Source organism: Burkholderia sp. BCC1993, assembly GCF_905339865.1.
Lineage (GTDB): Bacteria > Pseudomonadota > Gammaproteobacteria > Burkholderiales > Burkholderiaceae > Burkholderia.
Map to the genome: position 1 here is coordinate 64695 of NZ_CAJPGZ010000011.1, position 24295 is coordinate 88989.

At 68.5% G+C, this 24295-nt stretch carries 10 protein-coding genes; 4 read left to right on the forward strand and 6 right to left on the reverse strand.

Features of this window, described 5'->3' with window-relative positions; all coding sequences use genetic code 11:
- Positions 1-119: 119 nt before the first annotated feature.
- Complete coding sequence (locus U4Y91_RS19590; protein ID WP_321806451.1) at positions 120-12530, reverse strand: LWXIA domain-containing protein; 12411 nt, start codon at positions 12528-12530, stop codon at positions 120-122.
- A gap of 569 nt (positions 12531-13099) precedes the next feature.
- Between U4Y91_RS19590 and U4Y91_RS19595 the strand changes: the two genes are divergently transcribed.
- A complete protein-coding gene (locus U4Y91_RS19595; protein WP_321806452.1) occupies positions 13100-14359 on the forward strand; it encodes a porin in 1260 nt (419 codons plus the stop codon).
- Between the two features lie 229 nt (positions 14360-14588).
- Here the strand turns inward: U4Y91_RS19595 and U4Y91_RS19600 are convergent, their stop codons facing one another.
- The gene (locus U4Y91_RS19600; protein WP_321806453.1) at positions 14589-15632 is read right to left on the reverse strand and encodes an NAD(P)-dependent alcohol dehydrogenase; all 1044 of its coding nucleotides are present in this window, start codon (positions 15630-15632) and stop codon (positions 14589-14591) included.
- A 2-nt stretch (positions 15633-15634) separates the two neighbouring features.
- Positions 15635-16834, reverse strand: a complete 1200-nt coding sequence (locus U4Y91_RS19605; protein ID WP_321806454.1) for a cytochrome P450 — start codon at positions 16832-16834, stop codon at positions 15635-15637.
- 65 nt (positions 16835-16899) lie between these two features.
- Here U4Y91_RS19605 and U4Y91_RS19610 point away from each other — a divergent pair, with 65 nt between their 5' ends.
- The 3 genes from U4Y91_RS19610 (at position 16900) to U4Y91_RS19620 (ending at position 19353) form a co-directional block, all read left to right on the forward strand.
- The gene (locus U4Y91_RS19610; protein WP_321806455.1) at positions 16900-18081 is read left to right on the forward strand and encodes an AraC family transcriptional regulator; all 1182 of its coding nucleotides are present in this window, start codon (positions 16900-16902) and stop codon (positions 18079-18081) included.
- A 317-nt stretch (positions 18082-18398) separates the two neighbouring features.
- A complete protein-coding gene (gene pal, locus U4Y91_RS19615) occupies positions 18399-18890 on the forward strand; it encodes a peptidoglycan-associated lipoprotein Pal (protein ID WP_321806456.1) in 492 nt (163 codons plus the stop codon).
- 289 nt (positions 18891-19179) lie between these two features.
- Complete coding sequence (locus U4Y91_RS19620) at positions 19180-19353, forward strand: hypothetical protein (RefSeq protein WP_185640807.1); 174 nt, start codon at positions 19180-19182, stop codon at positions 19351-19353.
- A gap of 95 nt (positions 19354-19448) precedes the next feature.
- Here the strand turns inward: U4Y91_RS19620 and U4Y91_RS19625 are convergent, their stop codons facing one another.
- Genes U4Y91_RS19625 through U4Y91_RS19635 form a run of 3 tightly spaced genes read right to left on the reverse strand, consistent with a single transcriptional unit; the run spans position 19449 to position 24294 of the window.
- Entirely contained in the window at positions 19449-20708 is a 1260-nt protein-coding gene (locus U4Y91_RS19625) for a cytochrome c (protein WP_321806457.1), read from the reverse strand.
- Positions 20705-21421: a (2Fe-2S)-binding protein gene (locus U4Y91_RS19630; RefSeq protein WP_321806458.1), complete on the reverse strand. Its 717-nt coding sequence runs from the start codon at positions 21419-21421 to the stop codon at positions 20705-20707. The genes U4Y91_RS19625 and U4Y91_RS19630 overlap by 4 nt, the downstream gene beginning before the upstream one ends.
- The gene (locus tag U4Y91_RS19635; protein WP_321806459.1) at positions 21418-24294 is read right to left on the reverse strand and encodes a xanthine dehydrogenase family protein molybdopterin-binding subunit; all 2877 of its coding nucleotides are present in this window, start codon (positions 24292-24294) and stop codon (positions 21418-21420) included. Before U4Y91_RS19635 ends, U4Y91_RS19630 begins: the two co-directional genes overlap by 4 nt.
- Position 24295: the final 1 nt, after the last annotated feature.

Sequence of the window (24295 nt, forward strand, 5' to 3'; positions counted from 1 at the left end):
CGCACGGGCCGGCGACGACGACGCATGCATGCGCGTCGTGGCGCGCCCTCCCGTCGATCGTGGTCACGCGCGACACGTCGCTTGCATCCGCCCTGCACACGTTCCGCGCGCCGCCCCCGTCACCCGACCACGACCTGCTGCCCCGGATCGATCTCGCCCGGATTGCTCGCCAGGTTCCGGTTCAGTTGCAGGATCTCGTTGAGCGCGACGTCGATCCGCTGACCGTCCGACATCCGCTGCTGCTGGTCGGCCGGCACGTGTGCCGCAGCAAGCAACGATCCTTCGTGACTTGCCGCGATCGTCCACAACGAATCGCCGGCCGCCACGGTCACCGTCAGCGGCGTGGGCGCGGGGCTCGGTGAACCGGTCGAAGGCTGCGCCGGTTGCGATGGCGTACCCGCCGGCTGCGCGCTCGCCGTCGCCGATGCCGACGGCGTTGCCGACGCATTCGGCTGCACCGGTGCGCTCGTCGTGCCGGGCGACGGCGCAAACGACGCGCCCGGCGTCGGCGCCCCGGCATTCGAACCCGACGGTTTCGGCGACGAACCCGGCGGCTTGTGCTGATCGTCCGACGCGGTTGCCGACGTGTACAGGCTGATCCCCTGCATGATCCCGAAGATCGCCACGGGCGCCAGCGCGATGCCGGTCGGCAAGCGCTCCATCCACGGCGTCGCGTTCGGGAAATGCGAATGCAGCCGCCCGGCGCCGAGCAGCGCGCCGGACATCGCGGTCAGCGTGCCGGTCACCGGATCCACGGTCAGCGCGGTATGCACGCCGGTTGCGATGCCGACCGCCGAGGTCAGGTAGTCGCCGGTCGCGCTCGCGATCCGCGCCAGCTGGCTGCGGTTCTCGGCATTCACGCCGCGCAGGCTGCCCTTGTAAACGATACCGGTGTAGACGGCGCTGAACGCGCCGCCGATCGCCTGTCCGCCGGCCAGCAGGTCGCCGTGCGTGATCGCCCTGAACGCATTCATCGTGATCGAGCCGCCGTAGCCGCCGAGCGCCAGCACGCGACCGACGCGGCCGATTGAATGGCGCGGGCTGCCGTGATGCAGCAGCTTCAGCGACGTCCCGCCGACCACGCCCTGCATCTGCGCGAGCATGTCGGCGGCGATCGCCTTCGTATGCGCGACGGTATCGTCGAACGACAGCATCCCGTCGTCGTTCAGCGCGCGCAGCTGGGCGGCCATCGCCTTGCCTTCGTGCGCGATCTGCTCCAGCTGCGCGCCGCGTGCGTCCACGTCGAAGCCGTTCGCCTTCAGTTGTGCCTGCAGCCCGCGCACGAGCCGGTCGACGACACGATCGAACACGCGCGGATCGCCGTTCTTCAGGCTGGCGACCGCGCCGTGATGCAGCGCCTGGAACACGCGCCCGACCCGCAGGCCCGCATACAGCGAGTTCGTCGCGGTGCGCACCGACTCCCGGCCGACCGCGACGAGCACGCCCGCGCCGGCGCCGCCGGTCACGGTGGCCGCCGCGATGTCGCCGGCGATCCGCCTGGGCGACGGCGGCGGCGTGTTCTCGCCGATCGGTTCGTCGTGCACCCGCAGCGCATGCAGTTCCGCCTGCGCGCGCTTCGCGTCGGGAATGTCGACCTTCGCGAGCTGCGCCGCTTCCCGGCGGCTCGCGCCGATCGGCTTGGTGCCGTCGTTGATCAGCGCCGGATCGTGCACGACCGCGCGCCAGTGGTCGAGCGGGTCGGCGGCGGCCGGCCGCTTGCCGGTGGTCACCCGGTCGGGCACGCCGGCGCCGTAGTCGGCCAGCCAGCGGCCGCCGAACCTGCGTGCGCCCTCGTCCGTCCCGGTGCGCGGCGGGTTGCCGTCGGCGTCCCACAGCGGCGTCGCATGCTCGATCGTCGCCTTGCGCGCCTGGTTCAGCCAGACGGTCGTGTTGCCTTCGTAGAGCTTCTGGCGCAGCGCGGCGATGTCCGCGGGCGTCATGCCGTCCGCGGCGCCGAGCCGCTCGACTTCCGCGAACAGCAGTTGATGCTGGTTAGCCAGCGTCTGCTGGTCGACCCGCTCGAACACGCGCGTGAGCGCATCGGCGCCATGCAGGCGGTTGATGATCCCGGGCCGGTTGCGGTTCTCGACGATCAGCTTCGCGAGCGCGCCGGTCAGATCCTGATTGCCGATGAAGTCCGCGCCGTGGGTGCCGTACGACAGCCCCATGTGCACCCATTCGAGCCCCTTGCGCTCGAGCACCGCGCGCAGCAGCTTCTCGTGTCCGCCGCCCGGCACCGATTCCGGCACCGCGTCCCAGCCGTGGAACGTGACCATCACGTTCGGCGCCTTCGTGTCGGGATGCGCGTTCGACCAGCGTTCGAGGGCGCTCATCACACGCACGTAATCGTGATACGTGTCGTTGGTGCCCGACTGGAACCGGTAGTCGGCGCCGGACACGAGCGCGCGCGACGGCGCCGTCTCGAGCCGGATCGCGAAACCGGTGCGTGCGGCCTCGTCGAGCCAGCGATGCAGATGTGCGAGATCGTCGAGCGCGAGCGCCGTCCCGTCGGAGCCCTGCGCCGGATGGATCATTCCGTTCTCGCCGTCGAACACGGCGTGCTTCTGGTCGCCGAGCGCGCGCACCGCGCGCAGGAACTCCGGATCGTGCGCCTTGCCGAGCACCGCCGCGAGCGAATGCGGATCGATCACGAGCGTGGCGACCGGCATCACGCCGCCATACCGCTCGACGAGCGCGCCCATCAACGCCGGATCGTCGCTCAGCGAGAACGAGCGCGCCATCGGCACCATGCGATCCTGCAACGCTTCGCTCGAGCGCGTGAAGATCTGCCGGATCCGCTTGTCGGCGACGGTCGCCGCGCCCAGGTTGCGCGTCCGCGCGCGCAGCTTGCCCGGCACCGGCAGGAACCGCGACGCGGACGTCGACACGTCGCGCGCGACGTACAGCTTGTTGAGCAGCGTGCGCCACATGCCGACGTCGACCATCACGGCCTGCGGCTCGCCCTTCAGCACGAGGTTCACGTCGCCGGGCCGCTGCGCCTGCTTGTTGTACGCCTCGATCTGCTGGTGCGTCGCGAAATACTGCTCGGGCTTCGCCGCGCCGTTACGCAGGCTGAACTCGACGGAGGTCGCCGACGACAGCCCCGGCTGGTACGGCTCGATCGACAGCGGCTCGGGCGCGGTGCCCTTGCTCCCCAGGCGCCGCAAGTCCGCGAGCACCTCGTTGTAGCCGTGCCGCGTCCGGGCCGCGAGCGCGCGGAACGGCGCCGAGTGCAGGCCGCGCGCTTCCGCGTCCTTCCATTGATCGTGCAGCGCCTTCGCGCGCGCTTCGAGCGCGGCGACGCGCGTCGGCCGCGCGCTGTTCAGGAAATCGCGCGGCGACAGTTGCGTGAGCAGGAAATGCACGTCCGTGCCGAAGCGATCGTTGCCGATCGGCATGGCGTCGAGCGGCACGCCCAGGTGGTTCTTGTTGTTGACTTGTGGGATCTTGTCGAACCAGCGCATCTCGCCGTCGCGCTCGGCGATCACGCCGAGCGGATCGCCGAGCGCCTCGGCCACCGCGCCGTCGGTCCGGAACACGTAGATCACGTGGCGGCCGCCGTCCAGCGCGCCGTTGCGGATCGCGGTCAGCAGGTGCGACACGCTGTTGCCGCTGAAGTCGACCGCGTTGAGCGCGGACTTGTCCGACGGCAACAGATGCGGATCGACCGGCGCCAGCGGCGCGGCGTTCGCGTCGTCGCCCTGCTCCGCGCGCGCCAGCGGCCGGCGCACCGGCACGATCGACTGGAACAGGTCGCCGGCCGAGCGGATCGGTTTCTTCTCGACGGCTGGGGCCGCCTTCGCCGGCCGGAACCCGCCGATGCGGTCGACGGTGGCCGGCGCCACGTCGCTGACGACGAAGCGGATGCCGCGGCGCGGCGACCGGCCGACCGGAATGCCGCCGCGACGGCGGCGCCGGAACACCGTGCGCAGATCCTGCTCGGGAATCTCCGTGTCGCCGAGCGACGCCTTTTCGAAATATTTCCACGCGTGGTTCGTGTTGCGCTCCGCATGGCCGAGCACCTTGCCCGTCTCGTCGTCGACCACATGAATCCAGCGCTGCGCGCCGGAGACCGCACGCACGGCCTGGCGCGGCCGCTTGAAGACCGGCGCGTCCTGCAGCTTCGACACGTCGCCGGCGAGCGTCGTCTCGATCGCATGGCCCGACGCCGTCACGTCCCACGACGTCTTGCCGTCCGGCGTCTTGATCTTCGACGGGCCGCCGAACGCCACCAGTTCGTCGTGCGCGACCGGCGACACATGGAAATCGAACTTGCCGCGTGCGCGTCGGCCGCCGCTGTTGGCATTTTCCAGCGCCTTGGTGAGCGCGGGCGGCACGCGCTTGCCGTTCAGCATCCGCACCGGGCCGAGCGCGCCGTTCGCGTCGGTCTCGAGCACCGCGACGAAGGCCGGCGGCGTATAGGCCGCGGCGCCGTTGGGCGGCGCGTGATGCGCGGTGATCAGCACATGCGCGTTGGGGCCGAGCTGCCGGGCGAGTCCGTCCAGCGTGGGCGCATGACGGCCGTCGACACGCGTGAGCGTGCGGCGGCCGAGGGTGTCGAGCCAGTCGGCGGCGCGCGCCTGATTTGCCGCCTCGACCGCTGCGGCACCCTGGGGCGCGGCCGGGGCGGCTGAATGACCGGAAACGGTAGCCGGCGGCGCCGCGGCGGACGGGTCGCCTGCCTGGTTGCTTGCCGGGTCGCCGGCCGGGCTCGCCAGACGGCCGGCCGGCCCCGCGTGGCCGAACCTCGGCCAGGTCGGGCTGCCGTCGACCGCGCCAAGCGCGCGCGTCCCGCCGGCATGCACGGCCGCATAGCCTTCCGGCAAACCGGAATGATCGACGCCGACGAGCCGGTACGACACGTCGCCGGTCACCGCGTCGCGGGTACGCACGACGTACATGTCGACGCCGGCCGGCTTGAACAGCGAGCCGCCGTCGGGCGTGGTGATGCGCAGCGCACTCGCCGGATCGTGGCCGAGTGCCGACAGCAGCACGACGTCGGTCGGCGCAGCGGCCTCGACCGCGGCCCGGTGCGCGGTGGCGCTGGCCGCGACGCGTTCCGCCGGCGTCAGGTCGCCCTGCGCGAACGCGGTGTCGTCCGGCAGCGCATCGGCCGGCACGTACGCGTGATTGCGCGACCCGGCATGCGCCGCATCGAGCGCCTGCCCGAGATCGTCGTGCACGACCGTCCTCACGCCTTCCGGCAACGCGCGCCGCGCTTCGGCGGCCGTGCGGCCCGTCGCGTGCGCTGCCGACGCCGCGGCGTCCGGCACCGTGCCGCTGAACCGGAACCAGCCCGCCTCGGGATCGAGCGCGCCGAAATCGGTGCCGCTGCCGAGCACGATGCTGCCGTCGCCCGTCACGAATTCGACGCGCAGGTTCGTCAGGCCGGCCGCGTCGAACGCCTGCATCACGTCGTCGATCACGCGGGTCGGCTCGGGGCCGTCGAGGAAATAGCTCGGCCAGTGCTGGCTTACGGCGCCGCCGGCTTGCGTCACGCGCGCGGCCTCGCCGATCACGCCCGGCCGGTCGGCCAGCGCGCTGCGGAACGGATGGTCGAGCGTGACCGATTCGAACGTGTCGTCCGGAATCGGCGTGAAGTCGTAGCCGGGATCGGCAAACGTCGGATCGGGCACGCGCGGCACCGTCGGACGCGCCGGCCGCTCGGCCCGTGGCGGCGGCGCCGTGTGCGCAGCGGTCGGCGCCGGTTCCGCGTCCGGCGCGGCGGGCAGTGCCGGGCGGCCCGCCCGCGCGGGATCGCCGACGAAGCGCTGCATCGGCAGGCGATCGGTGTCGACCTCGCCGGTCCGGCGCGTCCCGCGCACGGTGGCCGAGCCGTCCGGCTTGACGAGCAGGATGTCCTGCGGCGCCCAGACCGACGTCGGCCGCCCGGTGAGTTCGGACAGGCGCTGCGCGAGCGCGGCCGCGAACGTCCCGCTCGCGGCCCGCACCTGGCCCGGCGCGACGCGCAGCGGATCGTGCTTGTCCGACCCGCTGAAACAGGAATACAGCGTCACGTCCTGCCCCGGTTCAAGCTGCGGCGCGACACGCTCGGCCACCTCGTCCGGCGTCACCGGCCGGCCTTCCGGGCCGAGCATCGCATCGGCCGACATGCCGTGTCCGAACACGACGTGATGACCCGGCGGCGACATCAGCCCGCGCGCGCCGACCGGATGCAGCGGGTCGCCGGCCGGCATCAAAAGCGTGTCGGCCGGACGCAGGAATTCGGGGTGCTGCGTTGCGTCGACGCCGGTCACGTCGTCGAAGCCCGGTTGCAGTACCGACTCGCCGTGAATCGTCGTCGTCATCACGCCGTCGTTGGCGATCGCGCGGTCCGTATAGACGCGGCTGTTGTTCCGGTACGTCTTCTGCGGAATCCCCGACAGGCCATCGTCGGCTTCGGCCTCGGCGGCCTGCTCGGTGCGCGCGGCCCATTCGTCCGCCGTGTAGATCTGCCCCGGCGCCACGTCGACGACCGGAACCGGCACGTCGACGGGCGGCTCGCCCGCGTCCGGCTCCGGCGCGAGACGCGAATGCGCCCGGGGCTGCGGCTGGGCCGGCCCATGTGGCGTCGCGCCCGGCCGCGCGGCATCGCCCGGCGTGCCGGTGTAGCCGCGCCGCCCGCTGTCGGCGTCCGGATCGATCTGCGCGTCGATCGGGCGCACCGGCTCGACCGGCGCGCCGTCGTACCCGTGCGCCACCGCGCCCGGCACGGGTTCGCCGCGCCGGGCGAACACCAGCGGCGGTTCGTTCGCGTCGGGCGCCTCCGGGACATGCAGGTAGAGCCGCGTCGACACATCCGGATCGTGTGCCGGCACGACGATGTCGTCGCTGTTCGGGTGCAGTTCCAGCGCGCCGGTGCCGCGTATCGAATTGGACGCGATCGACGCGATCACGGGCACCTGCAGTTCATACGCGAGTTCCTGCGCGAACGGGTAGCCGCCGGAGCCGAGATAGCAGCCGGTCAGCAGCACGCCGTTGCCTTCCGTGTAAGCCGGATCCTCGAGCAGGCTGCGCGCGAATTCCCTGGGCGACATCGTGTTGCCGTCTTTCGTGATGGCGATCGCGCTGTCCCAGCTCACGTCGCGCGGCTTCGTACCATGCGATTCGGCGATGTCGAAGCCCGACACCTTCAGGAACTGCCGCGCGGTCGCGTGACCCAGCAGGTTCACGACATTCGAGCCCGGCACCGGCCGCAATTCCAGCGGATTGACGCGAACCGGCTGCGCGCGGCCCGGCGAGAACTTGCCGTTCACGTCGGGTTCGATCTGGAAGCGCGCGAGCCGGCGGCCCGGATTGGGGATCGCGCGCTGCCAGCCGGCCGCGTCGTCGTCGCCCAGCCGGCCGAACACCGGCGCCTGGATCAGGTCCGCGAATTCCTGCAGCAATTCGGGATCGGCGCCGCTGCGCGGCCCCTCCAGCGCGATCGGCGTGCCCGGCGTATAGCCTTTCCACGCCAGTTCCTCCAGCGCGTGGGTCATCTCGAGCGCGCTCGCCGAGCGGCCGCTGCGCGGATTGATGACCGCGCCGCCGCGATTCGTCAGCACGCGCCAGACGTAGACGCCGAGCGGCACGCGCGCGTCGCCCGACGCGCCGCTGCCGCCCCAGCGATTCGACACCGGGCGCGGCGCCACGGTGCTCCAGTCGACCGCGTGCGCGCCCTGGTCGATGACCGCCAGCGCCGGCGAGAAGCGGTAGGTGCGCGGCGCATGCTGCACCGAAAGGTCCGGCTTCCCCGCGAGACTGGGGGCGCCGGGCTCCACCACGATGCCGGTCGTATAGCCGGAGTCCGGGCTGCCGTCGCTGCGATAGCGCGGCGAGCGCCACGCGACGAAGCCGCTTGCGCCGTACACGTCCACCCCCAGCACGTTCGCGAGCAGTTGCGCGAGCGGGCTCACCCGCGTACCCGCGCCGCATGCATAGAGGATCACCGGCGATTTGCCGTCCCAGCCGCTCTGGCGCACCAGTTCGGCCAGGTCTTCGGCGCTCATCGGCTTGCCGGTCGCGCTCGCGAACGCGTCGGACCACGCATGCGCGTATACCGCGAAGTAGCCGGGCGGCACCGGCATCAATGGCCGCTCGCCCGCCGGCAGCCGGTTCTCGGGCTGGTCCGGATGGTTCGAATAGATCGCGAGGTCGGCTTCGCGGCGCGGATACGCGCCCCATTGCGTTTCGTCCATGCCGGGCGGCGCGTTGATCACGTCGACACGCCGGCCGTCCTCGCTGCGGATCAGCGGCTTGGCGGGATCGAACCCGCGCGGGTACATCACGCGCAGCGTGCGATCGTACGCGTCGTTCATCGACAGCATCAGCGCGTCGCCGGCGTCGTTGAGCCCGACCCGGGCGATCACCGCTTCGGGCGGCACCGTACCGTCCGCGGCGAGCGCGCCGTGGTCGACCAGCGCGATCTGGTAGCGGCCCGCCGCCACCCCGCCGCGGGCGACCATCATCGCGTCGTGGAACGACGCGTAACGCGTGACGCCGATCGTGCCGTCCTCGCTGGAGGCGGCGGCCGCGAGCTTCACCGGATCGTCTCCGGCCGCCGCGCGCCGCGCGTCCGCGTTCGCCGCCCGGATGTCGTCCCCCAGGTTGCCGCGTTCGGTCGAGGGGAGTCCGTCTTCGTCCGGCTTGCGCACGTTCCCTTCGCCGTCCTCCAGCGCGTACACGTAGTATTCGACGTCCTCGAGGCGGTTGCCGCTGTCGAGAATCGACCCGACCACGCCGCCCAGCGCGTCCGGATCGGCCGCCACATGCGCGGGAATGGGCCACGACGCGGGGCGTCCCGCCGTTACCGGCGTGCCGGCCCCGGCCGGCGTCGCATCATCGCCCGCAATCGCGGCGGCAACGGCCGGCGTCGCTTCGCCGTCGATCCCTTCGGCATCGGGCGCGAGCCGCAGCAGGATCGCGTCGCCGTCGTCCGGCGTGCCCTGCGTGCGGCGCGCACGCAGCCATGTGGTGAAGCGCGACCGCAGCCCGCCTTCCGCCGGCGACACCGGCTCGCCGTCGCCGGCGGGCTCGCCGAAACTGGCCGCCTGCTCCTCGGCGTGCTGCCACGGGTTGCCGATCTCGCCGACCGCGAGGCGCTGGTTCGCCAGCCCGTTGCCGAACATCGTGTTCGCCACGTCGATCGTGATCGGCCGCTGCGTCGCCGGCGGGGCCGGCGTCTTCGTGATCGCCCGAATCGGCCGTTCCATCAGCGTATGCGAGCCGAGGCCCATCTGCGCGACGCCGATCCCGAGGTTCAGCAACTGCTGCGCGCGATCGGAATCGGACATCGCGTCCCAGTTCTTCACGAGCGACACGCCCTGGTCGACCATCTGATAGCCGCCGATCGCGCCGCCCGTGACGTTGAGCACGCCGGCCGTGCGGCCCGTCGTCTGCGCGACCGACTGGAACGCGTCGGCTTCCTGCGCGAAACGGCCGAGACCGGCCACGTCGGCCGTCACGCCCTCGCCGCGCGATGCCAGTGTGACCATGTCCGAGACCTGGCCCGTCGTGCGCAGCAGCGACGACGCCTCCGCGAGCGACTTCGCCGCGACGCCGAGCCCGCCGCCCGCGATGCCCGCGCCGCTGCCGATCAGGCTGATCCAGTCGCCGCGCGCCTGCGCATTGCCGAACCCGATCGACTGCCCGTGCTCGCTCAGATTGTTCAGGTCGCTGATGGCGGCCGGCACGCCGACCGCCATCCCGGCGCCGACCGCGGTCCACGCGGCGCCGAGCATCAGGCCGCCGACCGGCGCACCGATGCCGCTCGCGACCAGTACGACACCGCCCGCCGCGGCGAGAATGCCCGTGCCGATCTCGAGATAGTGTTCGACGTGCTGGTACCACTCCGTCTTGTGTGCGTCGATCGATTCGTATTGCGAATATCCGCCAGACGCCGCGCCGTTCGTCAGGCTCTTCGGCACGTACAGCTTGCCGTCGTCCGACAGTGCGTTGTTGTGCTGGTAGTCGTCGACGGTGTCGTATTTCCAGCCGCGATCGTCGATCAGCTTGAACTGGTCCGGATGGTTCGCGACCTGCACCTTGAACAATGCGCTCGGCGCGGTACCGGTCCCCTTCGACACGTAGTAGATCGGCACCAGCGACACGACCGCGTGGTCGCCGCCGACCTTGCGGATCTGGTCGACGACGGTCTGGATCATCTGCGTCGCCGCCGAATTCTTCGCGTACAGCGACCGACTGTTGACCGCCACACCGTTCTGCAACTGCCCGTTGCCGACGATCAACTGCTCGAGCATCGCCATCGACGGCACGTCGTTCCGGTCGGTCGGCGTCGCGGCCGGGTCGTCCGGCTGGATTCCGAGCCCCGCGCCGACGAAGTTCGTCATCTGGTCGGAGCCGGTGGTGAACGTGTAGGACTTGTCGTCGAAGTTCTTCTGGAAGTCGTCGAAATACGCCTTCAGCTGCTTGTCCGGATCGGCCTGGAACAGCTTGTAGCTGGCGTTGGCGGCGTCCTTGTTCTGCTTGTTCTGCGCACTCTTGATGCCCTGGTCGTAACGCAGCTGGAAGTCGTTCGCGAAGCCCGCCTGGAACCGGTCGTCGTTCTGCATCTTCGACAGCAGCGCCTTCGACAGCGCCGGATCGACACCCGACGACAGCGCCTCGCGCACCGTGTCGAAACCGTAGCCGGTGTTGCTGCCGCGCAGCGTGTAGATCAGCGTCTTCGCGTTGCCCTTGTCGTCGAGCAGCCAGTTCGCGACGTCGTCCTCGCGCTGCACGGGCACGCCGCTCGCGGTCGGCTGCTGGTCCGCCAGCCCGACCGCCTTGCTGAGCCCCTTGTAGAACTCGGTGCCTTGCCCGTACGGCTGCGGCGTGCCCGTGTTCGTCTGCATCCACTTGTTGCCGAAATCGTGCTCGACGGTGTCGAGCACGACGCCCGCGAACTCGGGCGGCGCATTGTTCAGGATGTCCTGCATCCACTTGCCAGCCTTGTCGGCGTTCATCGTGTCGTCGTAACGCGCACGCATGCTCGCCTGATCCGTTGCATCCGCATCGGGCTTCTGCATCAGCGGATCGATCTGCGTATGGATGAACTTCGCGTCGAAATGCGGCTGGCCCACCTGTGTCCACAGCGTCTGGCGCTCGTCGAGCGAGAACGACGCGTCCATGTTGGTCTTCAGCACCTGGAGCGCCGCGCCGGGATTGCTGCCCGGGCCCTGCATCAGCTGCGCGACCTGCTGCTTCGTGTACTGCAGCCGCACCTCGGGCGCCGCCGCAAGCAGCGTCTGGATCTTCTGATAACCGGGATTGATCTTGTCCGCCTGCGTCATCGCTTGCGCCTGCGCCTGCGCCATCGCGTACGCGAACACGCCGCCCGCCTGGTCGATCTGCGCGTTCAGCGCCTTCGCGTCCGCGTCGCTCTTGCCGTCGGTGCTCACCGGAATGCCCGTCAGCTTGACGAACGCCTCCGCGAGCGGATTCTGCTGCGCGAGCGCCTTCTCCTGCGGCGACAGCTTCGGATCGTTTGGATCGACGGTCACACCGGTGTCCTGCAACAGCGCGAACGTGACCGGATCGGATTGCGCGAGCTGCTTCATCTGCGGCGACAGCGACGGATCGTCGGGATTGATCGTCGTGATCGTGCGCTTGAGCTGGCTTTCCTCGCCCAGCGCGTCGACGAGGCCGGTGTACCACATGCCGTCGTGATTCTGCTTCACCGACGCGACGACCTGCTTCTGCTCGTCGGCCGTCACGTAGGTCAGTGCGGTGTCGTCGCCGCCCGTCACGACCTTGTCGTACTGGCTCTGCGCCTGCGCCAGCGCCTGCGTGATGTCGGCCTCGTCGGCACGGCGCAATCCGCCCGGCTCCTTCTGCCACGCCGCATAGTCGGCCTTCGCGTCGTTCAGGCGCAGCGTCGCGGCCGACGTGCTGTATTCGTGGCGCAACGCGGTGGTGAGGGCCGTGTAGGCGTTGTTGGCATTCGTGTCGGCCGTGCCGGCCGCCTGGCGCAGTTGCGCGCCGGTGTCGGGATCGGCGCGCCGGATACCGCCCGGCAGCGCGTTGTACTGCTTCACGTCGGCGTTCGCGGCCTGGTCCTTCTGCATCGCCAGCGCGAACTGGAATGCCTTCACGTTGGTCGCCCGCTCGGGTGCCGATTCGGCCGACACCGCCTTTTGCGCATCGTCGAGCACCGAGCCGAGCACCGGATCGTTCGGCGTCGCATTGCGCAGATCCGAGGCCACGCCCGCGATCGCCTTGTTCGTGTCGCCGCCGCCGTCGGCCGCGACGCGCATCTGGTTCTCGACGGCCGCCTGCACCGAGCCCCATGCCGCTTCGGCCTTCTTCACCTGGTTGTCGAGATCGGCCTGCGACGCGCCCTGGTCGTGCAGGCGCTTGAGCGTCGCCATTTCGGCCTGCGCGAGCTGCAGCAGGCGCTGCGTTTCGGCCTGCGCGGCCGCGAGGGCCTGCTGTTCCGGCGTCTGCGCCGGCGGGGTGCTGCCGGCCCCGTTCTTCGGTGCCGGATCGTTGTCATCCTGCGGCTGCGGCACGTTCACCGGTCCGCCCCCGCCCACAGCCATCAACACCATGTCCGTTCTCCCGCGGCATGCGTGACGTGCCGGCACAGCGGCAGGCGGGCCACGCGCAATGATCCATTGTGCCGAACGGGCGCGCGTGAAAAAGCCGCGCATTACGTAGTCGTCGGGCGGGTTGCGGCGGCGCGGGACGACCCGCGCTACGAACGCAATGAACCCGATGCCGCAATTCGGTCCTTGCCGCTTCGGGCGGAAAATTTTGCTGGTCGCCGCGCATCGGGTCAGAAATACACGCTGCCGCCAACCGGCGACACACGCCTTTCGCGATGCGTCACCGCCCCGCCGCCCGCCGCCGCCTGCTCCTGACCGCGCCGACGCTCACGCTGAACCGCCCCGGCCCCGCCGAATCGTTCCGCACGCGCGATGGCCGCATTTCGCGCCGATTCGACGAAAACATCCCGCGTCGAAACGCCGCGATTCCACGCGATCCCGCAGAGGACCTTTCCTGTGCAGCGCCTTAATCGACGGTCGCACGTTCTTCAATAATGCCCACTCGATCCGTCGGCCCGCGCGCCGACACGACCCACCGGCGATCGGGCCGGAGACCAACGATAAAAAATCCTATGCATTCCTATAAAACCAGCCAGCCCGCCGGCGCGCGCGTTGCCGCGCCGCTTGCCGCCCGCCGCGGCCGTCGTACCGGCGCACTCCCAATGACCGTGATTGCCGCCTGTGTGGCCGGCTGCTTGATTCCCTGCGTCGCGCGAGCGCAGAGCAGCGTGACGCTGTACGGCCTGATCGATACGTCGATCACCTATGCGACCAACCAGCGTACGCAAGGCGCCGGTTCGCCGGGCAGCGGCAGTGTCGCAATGACGAGCGGTGCGATGAACGCGTCGCGCTGGGGGCTGCGCGGCCGCGAGGATCTCGGCGGCGGGACGGCCGCGGTCTTCACGCTCGAGAACGGCTTCTCGGGCACGACCGGCAAGCTGTCGCAGAAAGGCGTCGATCTGTTCGGCCGTCAGGCGTGGCTCGGCGTGAGCTCGCGGACGGCCGGCACGCTCACGTTCGGCCGCCAGTACGACCTGATCCTCGATTTCGTGACGCCGCTCGGCGCGTCGGGCCCCGGCTGGGGCGGCAACCTCGCGGTGCATCCGTACGACAACGACGACTCGAACCGCAACCTGCGCATCAACCACGCGGTGAAGTACACGAGCCCGACGTATCGCGGGCTGACGCTCGGCGCGATGTTCGGATTCTCGAACACGGCCGGCGCGTTCTCGAACAACGCCGTGTGGAGCGCGGGGCTCGGGTATGCGAACGGGCCGCTGAAGCTCGGCGCCGGTTACCTGAAGATCAGCCGCGACCGCAACGCGGCGAATCCGGACGGCGCACTGAGCACGCTCGACGGCTCGGCGACGATCACGGGCGGCAATCAGCAGATCTGGGCCGTGGCCGGCCGTTACGCGTTCGGCCCGCATTCGGTCGGCGCCGCATGGTCGCACTCGGCCACCGACGGCGTGAGCGGCGTGCTCCAGGGCAGCGGCATCACCCCGCTGAAGGGTGAATCGCTCGTGTTCGACAACTTCACGGTCGACGGCCGCTACTTCGTCACGCCGGCGTTCAGTGTGGCCGCTGCGTACACGTACACGATGGGCCGTTTCGACACGCGCACGGGCCAGACGCGCCCGAAATGGAACCACGTGGTCACGCAGGCGGACTACGCGTTCTCGAAACGCACGGACGCGTATCTCGAAGCCGTCTATCAAAGCGTGAGCGGCGGCAACGGCAACCCCGCGTTCAACGCGACCGTCTGGACCATGACGCCGTCAGCCAACAGCAACCAGGTCGTGGTCGCGCTCGGGCTGCGGCACAAGTTCTGAGTGCGCCGGCGACGCGCGACGCGCCCGCACCGGAAGCTGCGGATCACGCATATCACCTGAAAGCAGTCATCCACCTTCCCCGGCTACACAACGACGATCCAATAAAAGAAGCCGCACACGCCATCAAGCGTGTGCGGCATAAAGCCGTGGGGGATTAACACGGCGATCCGGGCACATGGATCGATTTGCTGAGCGTGTGATCGGTTACGAGGGTCTCCCAACGACCAGCCTATCCGTCATGCCCGATCACCACCTTACCGAGATGCGCCTGGCTCTGCAGATAGCGATATGCGTCGGGCGCGCGGCCGAACGGAAAGCGCTCACCGATGATCGGGCGGAGGCCATGCTGCTCGATGGCTCGATTCATCGCTTCAAAATTTGTCCGGCTGCCCGCGTGTACCGAAACGACAGTCAGATCACGCAGGAACATCGTGTAGAACAACTCGGATACGGTACCGGCCTCCTCGCCTTGAGCCAGCAATCCCATCAAGACCAGCCTTCCACCGATGCGCGCCGCCGCACACGAATTGGCGAGCGTTCCTCCACCGCCACTGTCGACGACGACGTCGGCGCCACGACCGTCTGTCAGTCGCAGGACCTCGTCTGCCCAATCGGGGTGTGTCTTGTAGTTGACGATCTCGTCCGCGCCCAATGCGCTCAGCCGCTCGCCTTTTTCAGCACTTGACGTGGTCATGATGACTCGGGCGCCGAGGCGCTTTGCGAACTGCAACGCGAACACCGCAACGCCGCCGCTCCCCTGCAGCACCACTGTGTCTCCTACCGTCACCTGTCCCTTGCCGACGATAGCCATCCATGCCGTCACACCGGCGGTTGGAAGCGTCGCGCCTTCCTCATAGGACAGATGAGACGGAAGGCGTACCAGGCCTTGCTCGTTCAGGACGACAAATTCAGAAAGCATCCCGTCGATGCCGCTGCCGAGGTCCGTCTGCGCGCCTTCGTGTCGGTAATCACCGTCGATCCAGTCCTGACGGAAGATCGCGGCAACGCGCTCGCCGACACAAACGCGCGTCACGTTCTCCCCGACCTCGACGACCTCGCCGGCGCCATCCGACAACGGCACTCTCCCCGGCGGCAGATCTGCGCCAACCGGAATGCCACGCATGACCAGAAGGTCGCGATAGTTCAATGCATTGGCACGCACTCGAACCAGGACCTGGTTGACTCCGGGCCTGGGTCGAACATGCTGTCGTATTCGGATGCCGTCGATCGTGCCGTAGTGCTCGATGTGGTACGCACGCGCTACCCGACTCATGCTCATACCTCGATGAAGAGACTGCGGAACCCGTGCATGCCGGCGAGCAGGCCACGGACGGCTCGGGTTTTGTCCACCTTGTAGTCGGGGGCGTGGCTCAGCAACCATTCGAGCATCATGCGGCTTTCCATCCGAGCCGCGTGCATGCCAAGACATACGTGGATGCCTGATCCAAACGCGACCTGCGGTATGAAAGCGCGTTCGACGTCGAATTCATCCGGGCGTTCGAAAGTACGGTCGTCGCGATTCGCGGCCTGATAAAGGAACATCACCGCCTGACCCGGCTGAATCGTGTGGCCATGCCACGTCACGGCATTCACCGCCCGGCGTCCAAGCATCGGGGCGGGCGCATCGAAGCGCATGGCCTCCTCGACCGCTTTCCCACACAGTGCGCGATTGCTCGCGACCTTGGCGCGCTGCTCGGGAAACTCGGCCAGCCAGTACAACAGGCTGCCGAAATGCTTGGGAAACGTCTCCATCCCGCCGATGAAAAGCGGCAGCGCATTTTGCGCGACCGTCAGGTCGTCCAGGCGGTGCCCGTCGATGTCCGCTAGAAGCAGCATCCCGATCACGTTGTCGGGCGACGGACCTTGCTTGCGGTGACGGTCCACCAGTCGCAGAAAGTAGTCGATCAACTGGCCTCCGGCGGCGTCGGCGCTTGTCGCCGATGTATCCGAAGCCCCCTGCGGGGGAATGTCGTGGAAGAACGGCTCGAACACCTCGACCCACTTCACCAGCATCGGTCCGTCCTCGAGCGGAATGCCCGTCAGGTGTGCCGCGACGTCGGTCGCGACCGGCGACGCAAACGCCTTGACCGCATCGAATTCCCCTTGGCTCAGCAACGGTGCGCCGTATGTCTCGATGCGCTCGGCGATGAATGCCGGCAGCCGCGCCTGCACCTCGGTCGGACGGAAAGCGGATGCGACCGCTTTACGAAAACCGGTATGCTCGGGCGGGTCCATCGACATGAACGTACTGCTGTCCGGGATCAAGCGCTTCTGCAGCAGATTGCCCGTGGCAATGCCGGCTTTCGCCGTGTAGTTCTCCCGATCAAGCGAGGCTTTCTGAATATCGTCGAAGCGTGACAGCACCCACGCGTCGTACTTTTCCATGAAATAGGCGGGAGCCTCATCGCGCAATTGGCGATACGCGTCCCAGGGATTTTTCATCAGTTCCCGGTCGTAGGGGTCGTAGTACACCATGTCAGTCTCCTCACTATGGTCAGCGTCGATGGCGATATCGGCACCGAGTCTGGTCGAGATATGAGGTGCCATTTAATGACAGCGCGAACAACCAACCAAGGCTGGAAACAGGCAATCCACCGGACAAAAACGATCAATGCTTGACGCGTTTGCCAAGCGAGCACAAGCTCGATGCGCTGTTCAGACATAAGGCCATCATGCACAAGCGCGAATTCTCGAACACGATTCCGATCGGCTATGCCCGGCCCTTGATCAATGAGCTCAGGCAAATGGGCGACGACGTGCTGCCCGGACTCTGGCAAAGCGCTGGAATCAATACGTCACTGGATGCCGTGCTGAAGGGCGTGGTGGCGGCATTGCCGACACCGGAGTTTTCGCGGCTGTATCGACATGGCATCGGCACGCTGGAAACATGGTGCTGCGAGCGCGACGGGCATCGGCCGCTTGGCATCCTCGCGGTCAACATGCTGTGCTACTGCGTGATTCACTGCTCGACTTTAGGGAAGGCCGTAGAACGAGCGGCGCGATTCAACGATGCCATGGAGGAACGCGGCGGCCGACTGGCGACGGTAGAGCATGGTGCGACGGCGCAGTTCACGATGGAAACCCGGCGTGGTAGCCGAGACCATGCCGCACTACTGGTCGATCTTACCGGCCTCTATTTCTACCATCAGCTATTTTCCTGGCTGATCGGCCGCCCGCTGAATTTGAAGGAAGTGGCGCTTGCGTATCCGCCGCCGGATCCGTTGCATCAACTGATCGACGTGTTCGGCGCGCCACTGCGCTTCGATCAGCCGGTCAACTCGTTCAGCTTCCCTGCTCGTCTGCTGAACCATAAGGTGGTCCGTTCGTATTCCGAGCTGGAAGCCATCATCGACTACTTTCCATTCGATTTCGGTCTGGCAGCGATTCCCGAATTCAAATTATCAGATCAAGTGCGCCTGCTATTACTCGACGCACTGCAGCACCGAGGGGCCGCACCCAGCTGCGAAACCGTGGCTCAGCTGTTCCACATGAGCACGGCGACGCTGCGTCGGCGCCTGCGAGCCGAACACTGCTCGTACGGAGACTTGCGCGCGCTCTGTCAGCTTGAGGCTGCGCAGCACCTGCTCACCTCCACCGATATGCACCTGACCGACATTGCAGCGAGGATCGGGATGAACAGTGACCGGGCGTTCCGACGCGCATTCCGGGACTGGATGGGCATTGCTCCATCGGAATATCGGCTGGGCGCTAACAAGTTATGAGTGCGCCGGCGACGCGCGACACGCCCGCACCGGAATGGCGCATGCTGCGCGCGTTCGCGCAAGCAAGAATGCGTGCTGCGTCGTTTCCGCGCAAAAAAGACCGAGAAACTGGTCACGCTGTGACATTTTTCCTAATCTTGTTGCAGCGGCGCCGTGCGTCGGCGTCCGGCCGAGACAATCTTTCATAGGGCACATCGCCGGCTTACGAAAGCGCATCGCGCACGGAAGCCGGCGCTTTCGTGCCGTCTCGCCGCATGCGTGACTCGGCAGATCGCCTGCACCACGCTTTCCATGCAGTCAACCGCAGGAGACGCACGATGAGCAAAACGAACCGATTCGCGGTCATGGCAGCCTTCGCGTTGCTGGCGGGTTGCCACCACGCGGCGAAAACGCCCGAGAATGCCGGGATGGCGCCGACGCCGTCGAGCGAAGCGGTCGCGACGGTGGCGGCCGACGATCTGAACAATCCGAACAGCCCGCTCGCGAAGCGCAGCGTCTACTTCGATTTCGACCAGTACTCCGTGAAGCCGGAATACCAGACGCTGCTGCAGGCGCACGCCGACTACCTGCGAAGCCATCCGTCGCGCCGCGTGCTGATCCAGGGCAACACCGACGAACGCGGGACGTCCGAATACAACCTCGCGCTCGGCCAACGCCGGTCGCAAGCCGTGATGAGCGCGCTCGAAACGCTGGGCGTGCAGGCCACGCAACTCGAAGCGGTCAGCCTCGGCAAGGAAAAGCCGGTCGCGCTCGGCCACGACGAAGATTCGTGGGCGCAGAACCGCCGCGCCGATCTCGTCTATCGTTGACCGGATGCCGCCGCGACGGCGACATTCCGTCCCCCGTTACCTTGTCATGCGGCGAATCGCCGGGGCGCCCCGGCTGCGTGCTCGTGTGAGCGCGTGCGCCGCTACGCGAGCACGGCGCCGCCCGACGCGCGTGCGCCCCGCGCGCCGATTCGTGTCGCTATATGCCGCGACGCGCCGATACCCAAAAAACATGGAATAAACCGCCTGACGGAGACGTTTCGTCATCGCGCGGTCGCCGGTTCACGCGAACCGCCCTGCCGCGCGGCCTGCGCGGTCCAAGGAGAGTGAAATGAAATCGGCAAGATTGGCCGCGGCGCTCGTCGCGGCGCTGATGCTGGTGCTGTCGGCGGGATGTACGTCGTCGGGCGGCGGGATGTCGCAAGGGTCCGGCATGAGCCGCTACGGCGGCGCGGGCGGCAACGGAGGGGGTAGTGGTGGCGGAGGAGGCGGCGGCGGCTACTGACACACCGCCTCCCGGAATCGGGCGAGGCATCGCGCGGGAGCGCAGCCGGGAACCGGCTGCGTTGCGCGCGACGCCCCGCCCTGCCGCTCGACGGCTTAACGCATGGCCTTCACGTCGGCCGGCGTGACGCTCGCGGGCTGGCCGCCCCACGTCGCGCGCAGGTAGTTCGCGAGCTGCGCGAGTTCGTCGTCGCTCAGCGTGTGCGCGAAACCCGGCATCGGCTGCAGGTTTTCGTAGCCGGCAAACTGCTGCTCGTCGATGCCGTCGAGCATCGCGACCAGCAGGTTGCGCGCGTCGCCCTGACGCAGCGTCGAATTGCCGTTCATCGGCACCGCCACGTGCGGCTTGCCTTCGCCGTTGAAGCCGTGGCAGCCCGCGCACACCGCGAGATACACCGAGCGGCCGGCCGCCAGCTGCGCGGCGTCGGCCGACACCGGCTTCACCGGCTGCGGTGCCGGCGGCGTATCGCCGAGCAGGTACACGGACAGCGCGCGCAGGTCGTCCTTCGCCAGGTACTGCGTGCTCAGGTGCACGACTGGATACATTTCGCCGAACGCCGAGCCTTGCGGCGCGATGCCGACGCCGAAGAACGTCTGCAGGTCGGTGCCCGTCCAGCCGCGCGCGGCGAGGCCGGCCGGCGTGATGTCCGGTGCGGCCACGCGGCCGAGCGCCGCGCCCGCGAACGGCTTCGCGTCGTCGAGCTGGCCCGTGAACGCACGCGGCGTGTGGCACTCCGCGCAGTGGCCGAGCGCGCCCGCCAGGTAGCGGCCGCGCTGCCAGTCGGCGGACTGGCCGCTCGACGCGTCGGGCAGGCTGTCCTTCAGGAACACCATGTCCCAGAACACCATGCCGAAGCGCAGGTTGTACGGGAACTTGAGTGCGTGCGCGCGGTTTTCCTGCTCGACCGGCTTTACGGTCCTCAGGTACGCGTACATCGCGTCGCTATCGGCGCGCGTGAGCTGCCGGTACGACGTGTACGGCATCGACGGATACAGCCGCTTGCCGGGCGCCTTGCCGTCGTGCAGTGCGGCGTAGAAGTCGTCCGCGCTCCAGTTGCCGATCCCGTGATCCTTGTCGGGCGTGATGTTCGAGCCGTAGAACGTGCCGAACGGCGATTCGAGCGGCGCTCCGCCCGCGAACGGCGCGCCGTCCTTCGCGGTGTGGCACGCCGCGCAGTCGGCGGCCTTGACGAGATAGCGGCCGCGCGCGACCGGGTCGGCACCGGGTGCGCCGGACGCCGCGCTCGCGGCAGGCGCGTCATGGCCGCCGCAGGCGGCGAGCAGCAGCGCGCAGGCGGCCGCGAGCGCGGGCAGGCCTGCGGCCCGCGCGGCACGATGGGCGAATGTGCGTTTCATGCGGCGTCCTTCACGAGTCCCGGCGTCATCAAAATCACGTCCTTCACGGCTTCGTAATAACGGACGTAACCCGTGCAGCGGCAGAGGTGCGCGTTCAGCGCGTCGGTGATCGTGCGCTCGACGTCGGCCTTCGCGACCGGCTCGCGCTTCAGGCGCTCGATCAGCACCGTCGCCGCGTTGACGAAACCCGGCGTGCAGTAGCCGCACTGGAAGCTGAAGTGCTCGAGGAACTTCTGCTGGATCGGCGACAGTTCCACCACTTCGCCGGCTTCGTTGCGCTTCGCGTGCCCTTCGATCGTGCGGATCGAACGGCCGTGGAAGAAGTGCGCGCCGGTGATGCAGGTGCGCATTTCCTCGCTCGTGCCGTCCGGCTTGTCGACGATCACGACGCATGCATGGCAGATGCCCTGCCCGCAACCGAGCCGCGAACCGGTGAGGCCCGCGTACTCGTGCAGGAACTCGATCATCATCAGCCCTTCGGGCACCTGCATCGGGCCGATGGACTTGCCGTTGATCTTCACCGACAGCGGCTTCTGCTGAAAACGCACGAGCGGACGCTCGACGGCGGCCGAAGCTGCGGCGGATGCGGCGGATGCCGCGGGCATGGCGGCGGATGCGGATGCCGGCGCGGCCGAAGCCGCGTTCGACGCGGACGTACCGGTCGCAGCCGCGCTGGCGCTCGCGGCCGACGCAGCGGTTTGGGCGGTCGTCATGCGAGCACCTCCTGAATCTTTTGCGGGGTCACCGGCAAGTCGGTGAAACGATGGCCGATCGCGTGCGCGATGCCGTTTACGATCGCGCCGACGACGGGGATCATCACCACTTCGGCGACGCCCTTCGGCGGATCGGTCTCGGACAGCGGCGGCAGGATGTCGCCCGTCTGCGACCACACGGCGACGTCGGTCGCGCGCGGCAGCTGATAACGGTTGAAGTTCCACGTGCCGTTGCCCGGGCCGTCTTCGTAGAGCGGCAGGTACTCGTGCAGCGCATGGCCGATGCCCATCGCGAGGCCGCCCTGCAGCTGGCCCGACACGAGTTGCGGCGAGATCTGGTTGCCGCACTCCATGATCGAGTGATGCGTGAGCAGCTCGACCTTGCCGGTCGCTTCGTGCACGGCCAGCTCGACGAGCGTGCCGACCGCCGTGTAGTACGTGACGGCCGCGTTGTTGCGGCTCGTCGGCGGGATGAACACGCGCTTGCGGTCCAGCACGCGATAGCCGTTCGCGGTCGGCGCCAGCGTGCCGCGCAGCGCGGTCGCGCCGGCCGGCGCGACGGTGCCCGGCAGCGGGCCTTCGACGCCCGTCTTCGGCGCGCCGACGCGCAGCGACAGCCCGTCGATCGGCAGACGCTCGACCGCGCCGCCCACGTCGAACTCGGCGTCAGTCCATTGCCAGCGGTTGAACACGTGCACGACGGCGCCGGTCGGCAGGCCGAGCGCGTGCGCCTGCTTCGCGAGCTGCTCGAACGTCAGCGGCTCGAGGCCGTCGGCGCTCAGCTTGCCGTCGACCCAGCGCGCGTCCTCGATGCGGATCGTGTACGGCGCGGCCTGGCCGCCGCCGAGGCCGCGCGTCCAGATCGACATCGCGGCCGGCCACAGCCCGTAGCGGAACACCGCGCGCGCGGCTTCGCGCGTGCTGTGCGTGAAGTAGTACGCGGAGTTGGTCGCGCTCGACGGCGACGCATAGCCTGGCGACCAGCGCGGATTCGCGCTCAGGCGATCCTGGTCGGCCTGCGACATCAGGTACGGATCGCCGCTCGTCTCGACCGGCAGGTCGGGCCATTCGGTCACCGCGACGCGCACCTCGGTCGCCGGGCGGCCGAGCCACTTCGCGACCGCGACGGCCTGCGACGTCGACATCCCGGTGCCGATCTCGGCAGCCGTGTGTTGCAGCGACACCTTGCCGTGCTCGTCGAATTCGACCTTCGCGAACGATGCCTCGGCACCCGTGCCGAAGTCCTTCTGCACGCACGCGAAGCCGACACCGTAGCGCTTGCCGGGGTTCGCGGCCTCGAATTCGACCTTGCGCGCCGCGCGGCGCGTCCACAGCGGATGCTGCCTCGCGCGTTCCAGCACTTCGTCGACGCGCAGCGCGCCGGCGGGAATCGCGCCCTGGGTGTTCTTCATCCCAGAACGCAGCGCGTTGCGCAGGCGGAACTCGATCGGATCGAGGTTCAGTTGCGCGGCGATCTCGTCGACGGCCATCTCGGTCGCGGCCATGCTCTGCAGCGTGCCGTAGCCGCGGGCGGAGCCGGCATCGATCGCGCGCGACGCGATCGCGACGGCCGCGAGGTCGCTCTTCGGGAAGTAGTAGATCGATTGCGCGGCCGTCGCGCCGACCATCGCCACCGACGGCGAGAAGTTCGAGCGCCCGCCGCCGTTCGCCTCGAAGTCACCCTTGAACGACTGCAGAAGGCCCGTGTTGCGGTCGACCGCGATCCGGTAATGCATCTTGAACGCGTGACGCTTCAGCGACGTCTGGAACTGCTCGTAGCGGTCGTTCGCGAACCGCACGGGGCGGCCGTCCGCGTACAGCGCGCAGACGAGCCCGTAGAACGGCACGTTGAAGTGATCCTTCGAACCGTAGCCGACCGTGTAGCACGGATGCACGAACAACTTCTTCACCGGGAAGCGGCATTTCGCGACCATCGCGGCCGCGTTCTCCGACACTTCGAGCGGCGACTGGGTCGGCACGACGAGGTGCAGCGACTGCGTCGCGGCGTCGTACCAGCAGTTCGCGTTGTCGGGTTCGAGCGCGGCGGTATCGACCGACTGCGTGTTGTACTCGCGGTCGAACACGAGCCAGTCGGCCGACGGATGGTCGAGTTCCGCGGCGATCTGGCCGGCCAGGAACATGCCTTGCTCGTCGAGCTTGCCGTGCTCCTTGCCGTCCGGCCAGACCGGCAGGTGCTTGCGCATCATGCTCGGGAAGATCGGCGCATCCTTCAGGCTCGAATAGGCATCGTCGTCGTAGGCCGTCTTGCCGCCCACCCGCACGTAGCGGAACGTGCCCCACGGATCGCGCTCGAGCGGGCCCGTGACCGCGCCGTAGCGGATCACGTCGTCGCGGAACTTGAGCGCGTTCTTCGCGAAGCGGAAGCGCGCGAAGTCGTGGTAGATGAGGATCGCGACCGCATGGCCGAGATACGCAGGCGTCTTGCCGGCGGGCAACAGCATGTCGTCGCCGTAGAACGTCGGGAACGCGACGCCGTCGCGCGCGAGATCGTCGGCCGTGACCACGCGGTCCGGCTTCAACTCGTCGCCGAGCAGCGACAGGTCGAAGCCCTCGTAGGTGCGGTCGGCCTGCGTGACGCGCAGGATCAGCGCGTGCGACTGCTGCTGCGGCCAGTGCGGCATGTCGGCCGCGCGCACGTCACGGGCGAACACTTTCGAGCCCGTGACCTTCGCGATGCCGTCGATGCGGAATTGGGGGATGCCGGTGACGCTATCCCATTTGACGGGGGTGAGGAGTTTTTCTTCGAAGAGCGCCGCGAACGCGCGGCTGCCGATGGGCGCGACGTAGACCGCGACGCCCGCCAGCACGCTGGCTTTCAGAAAACCCCGCCGTGACAGGCCGTGGTTTTTCATT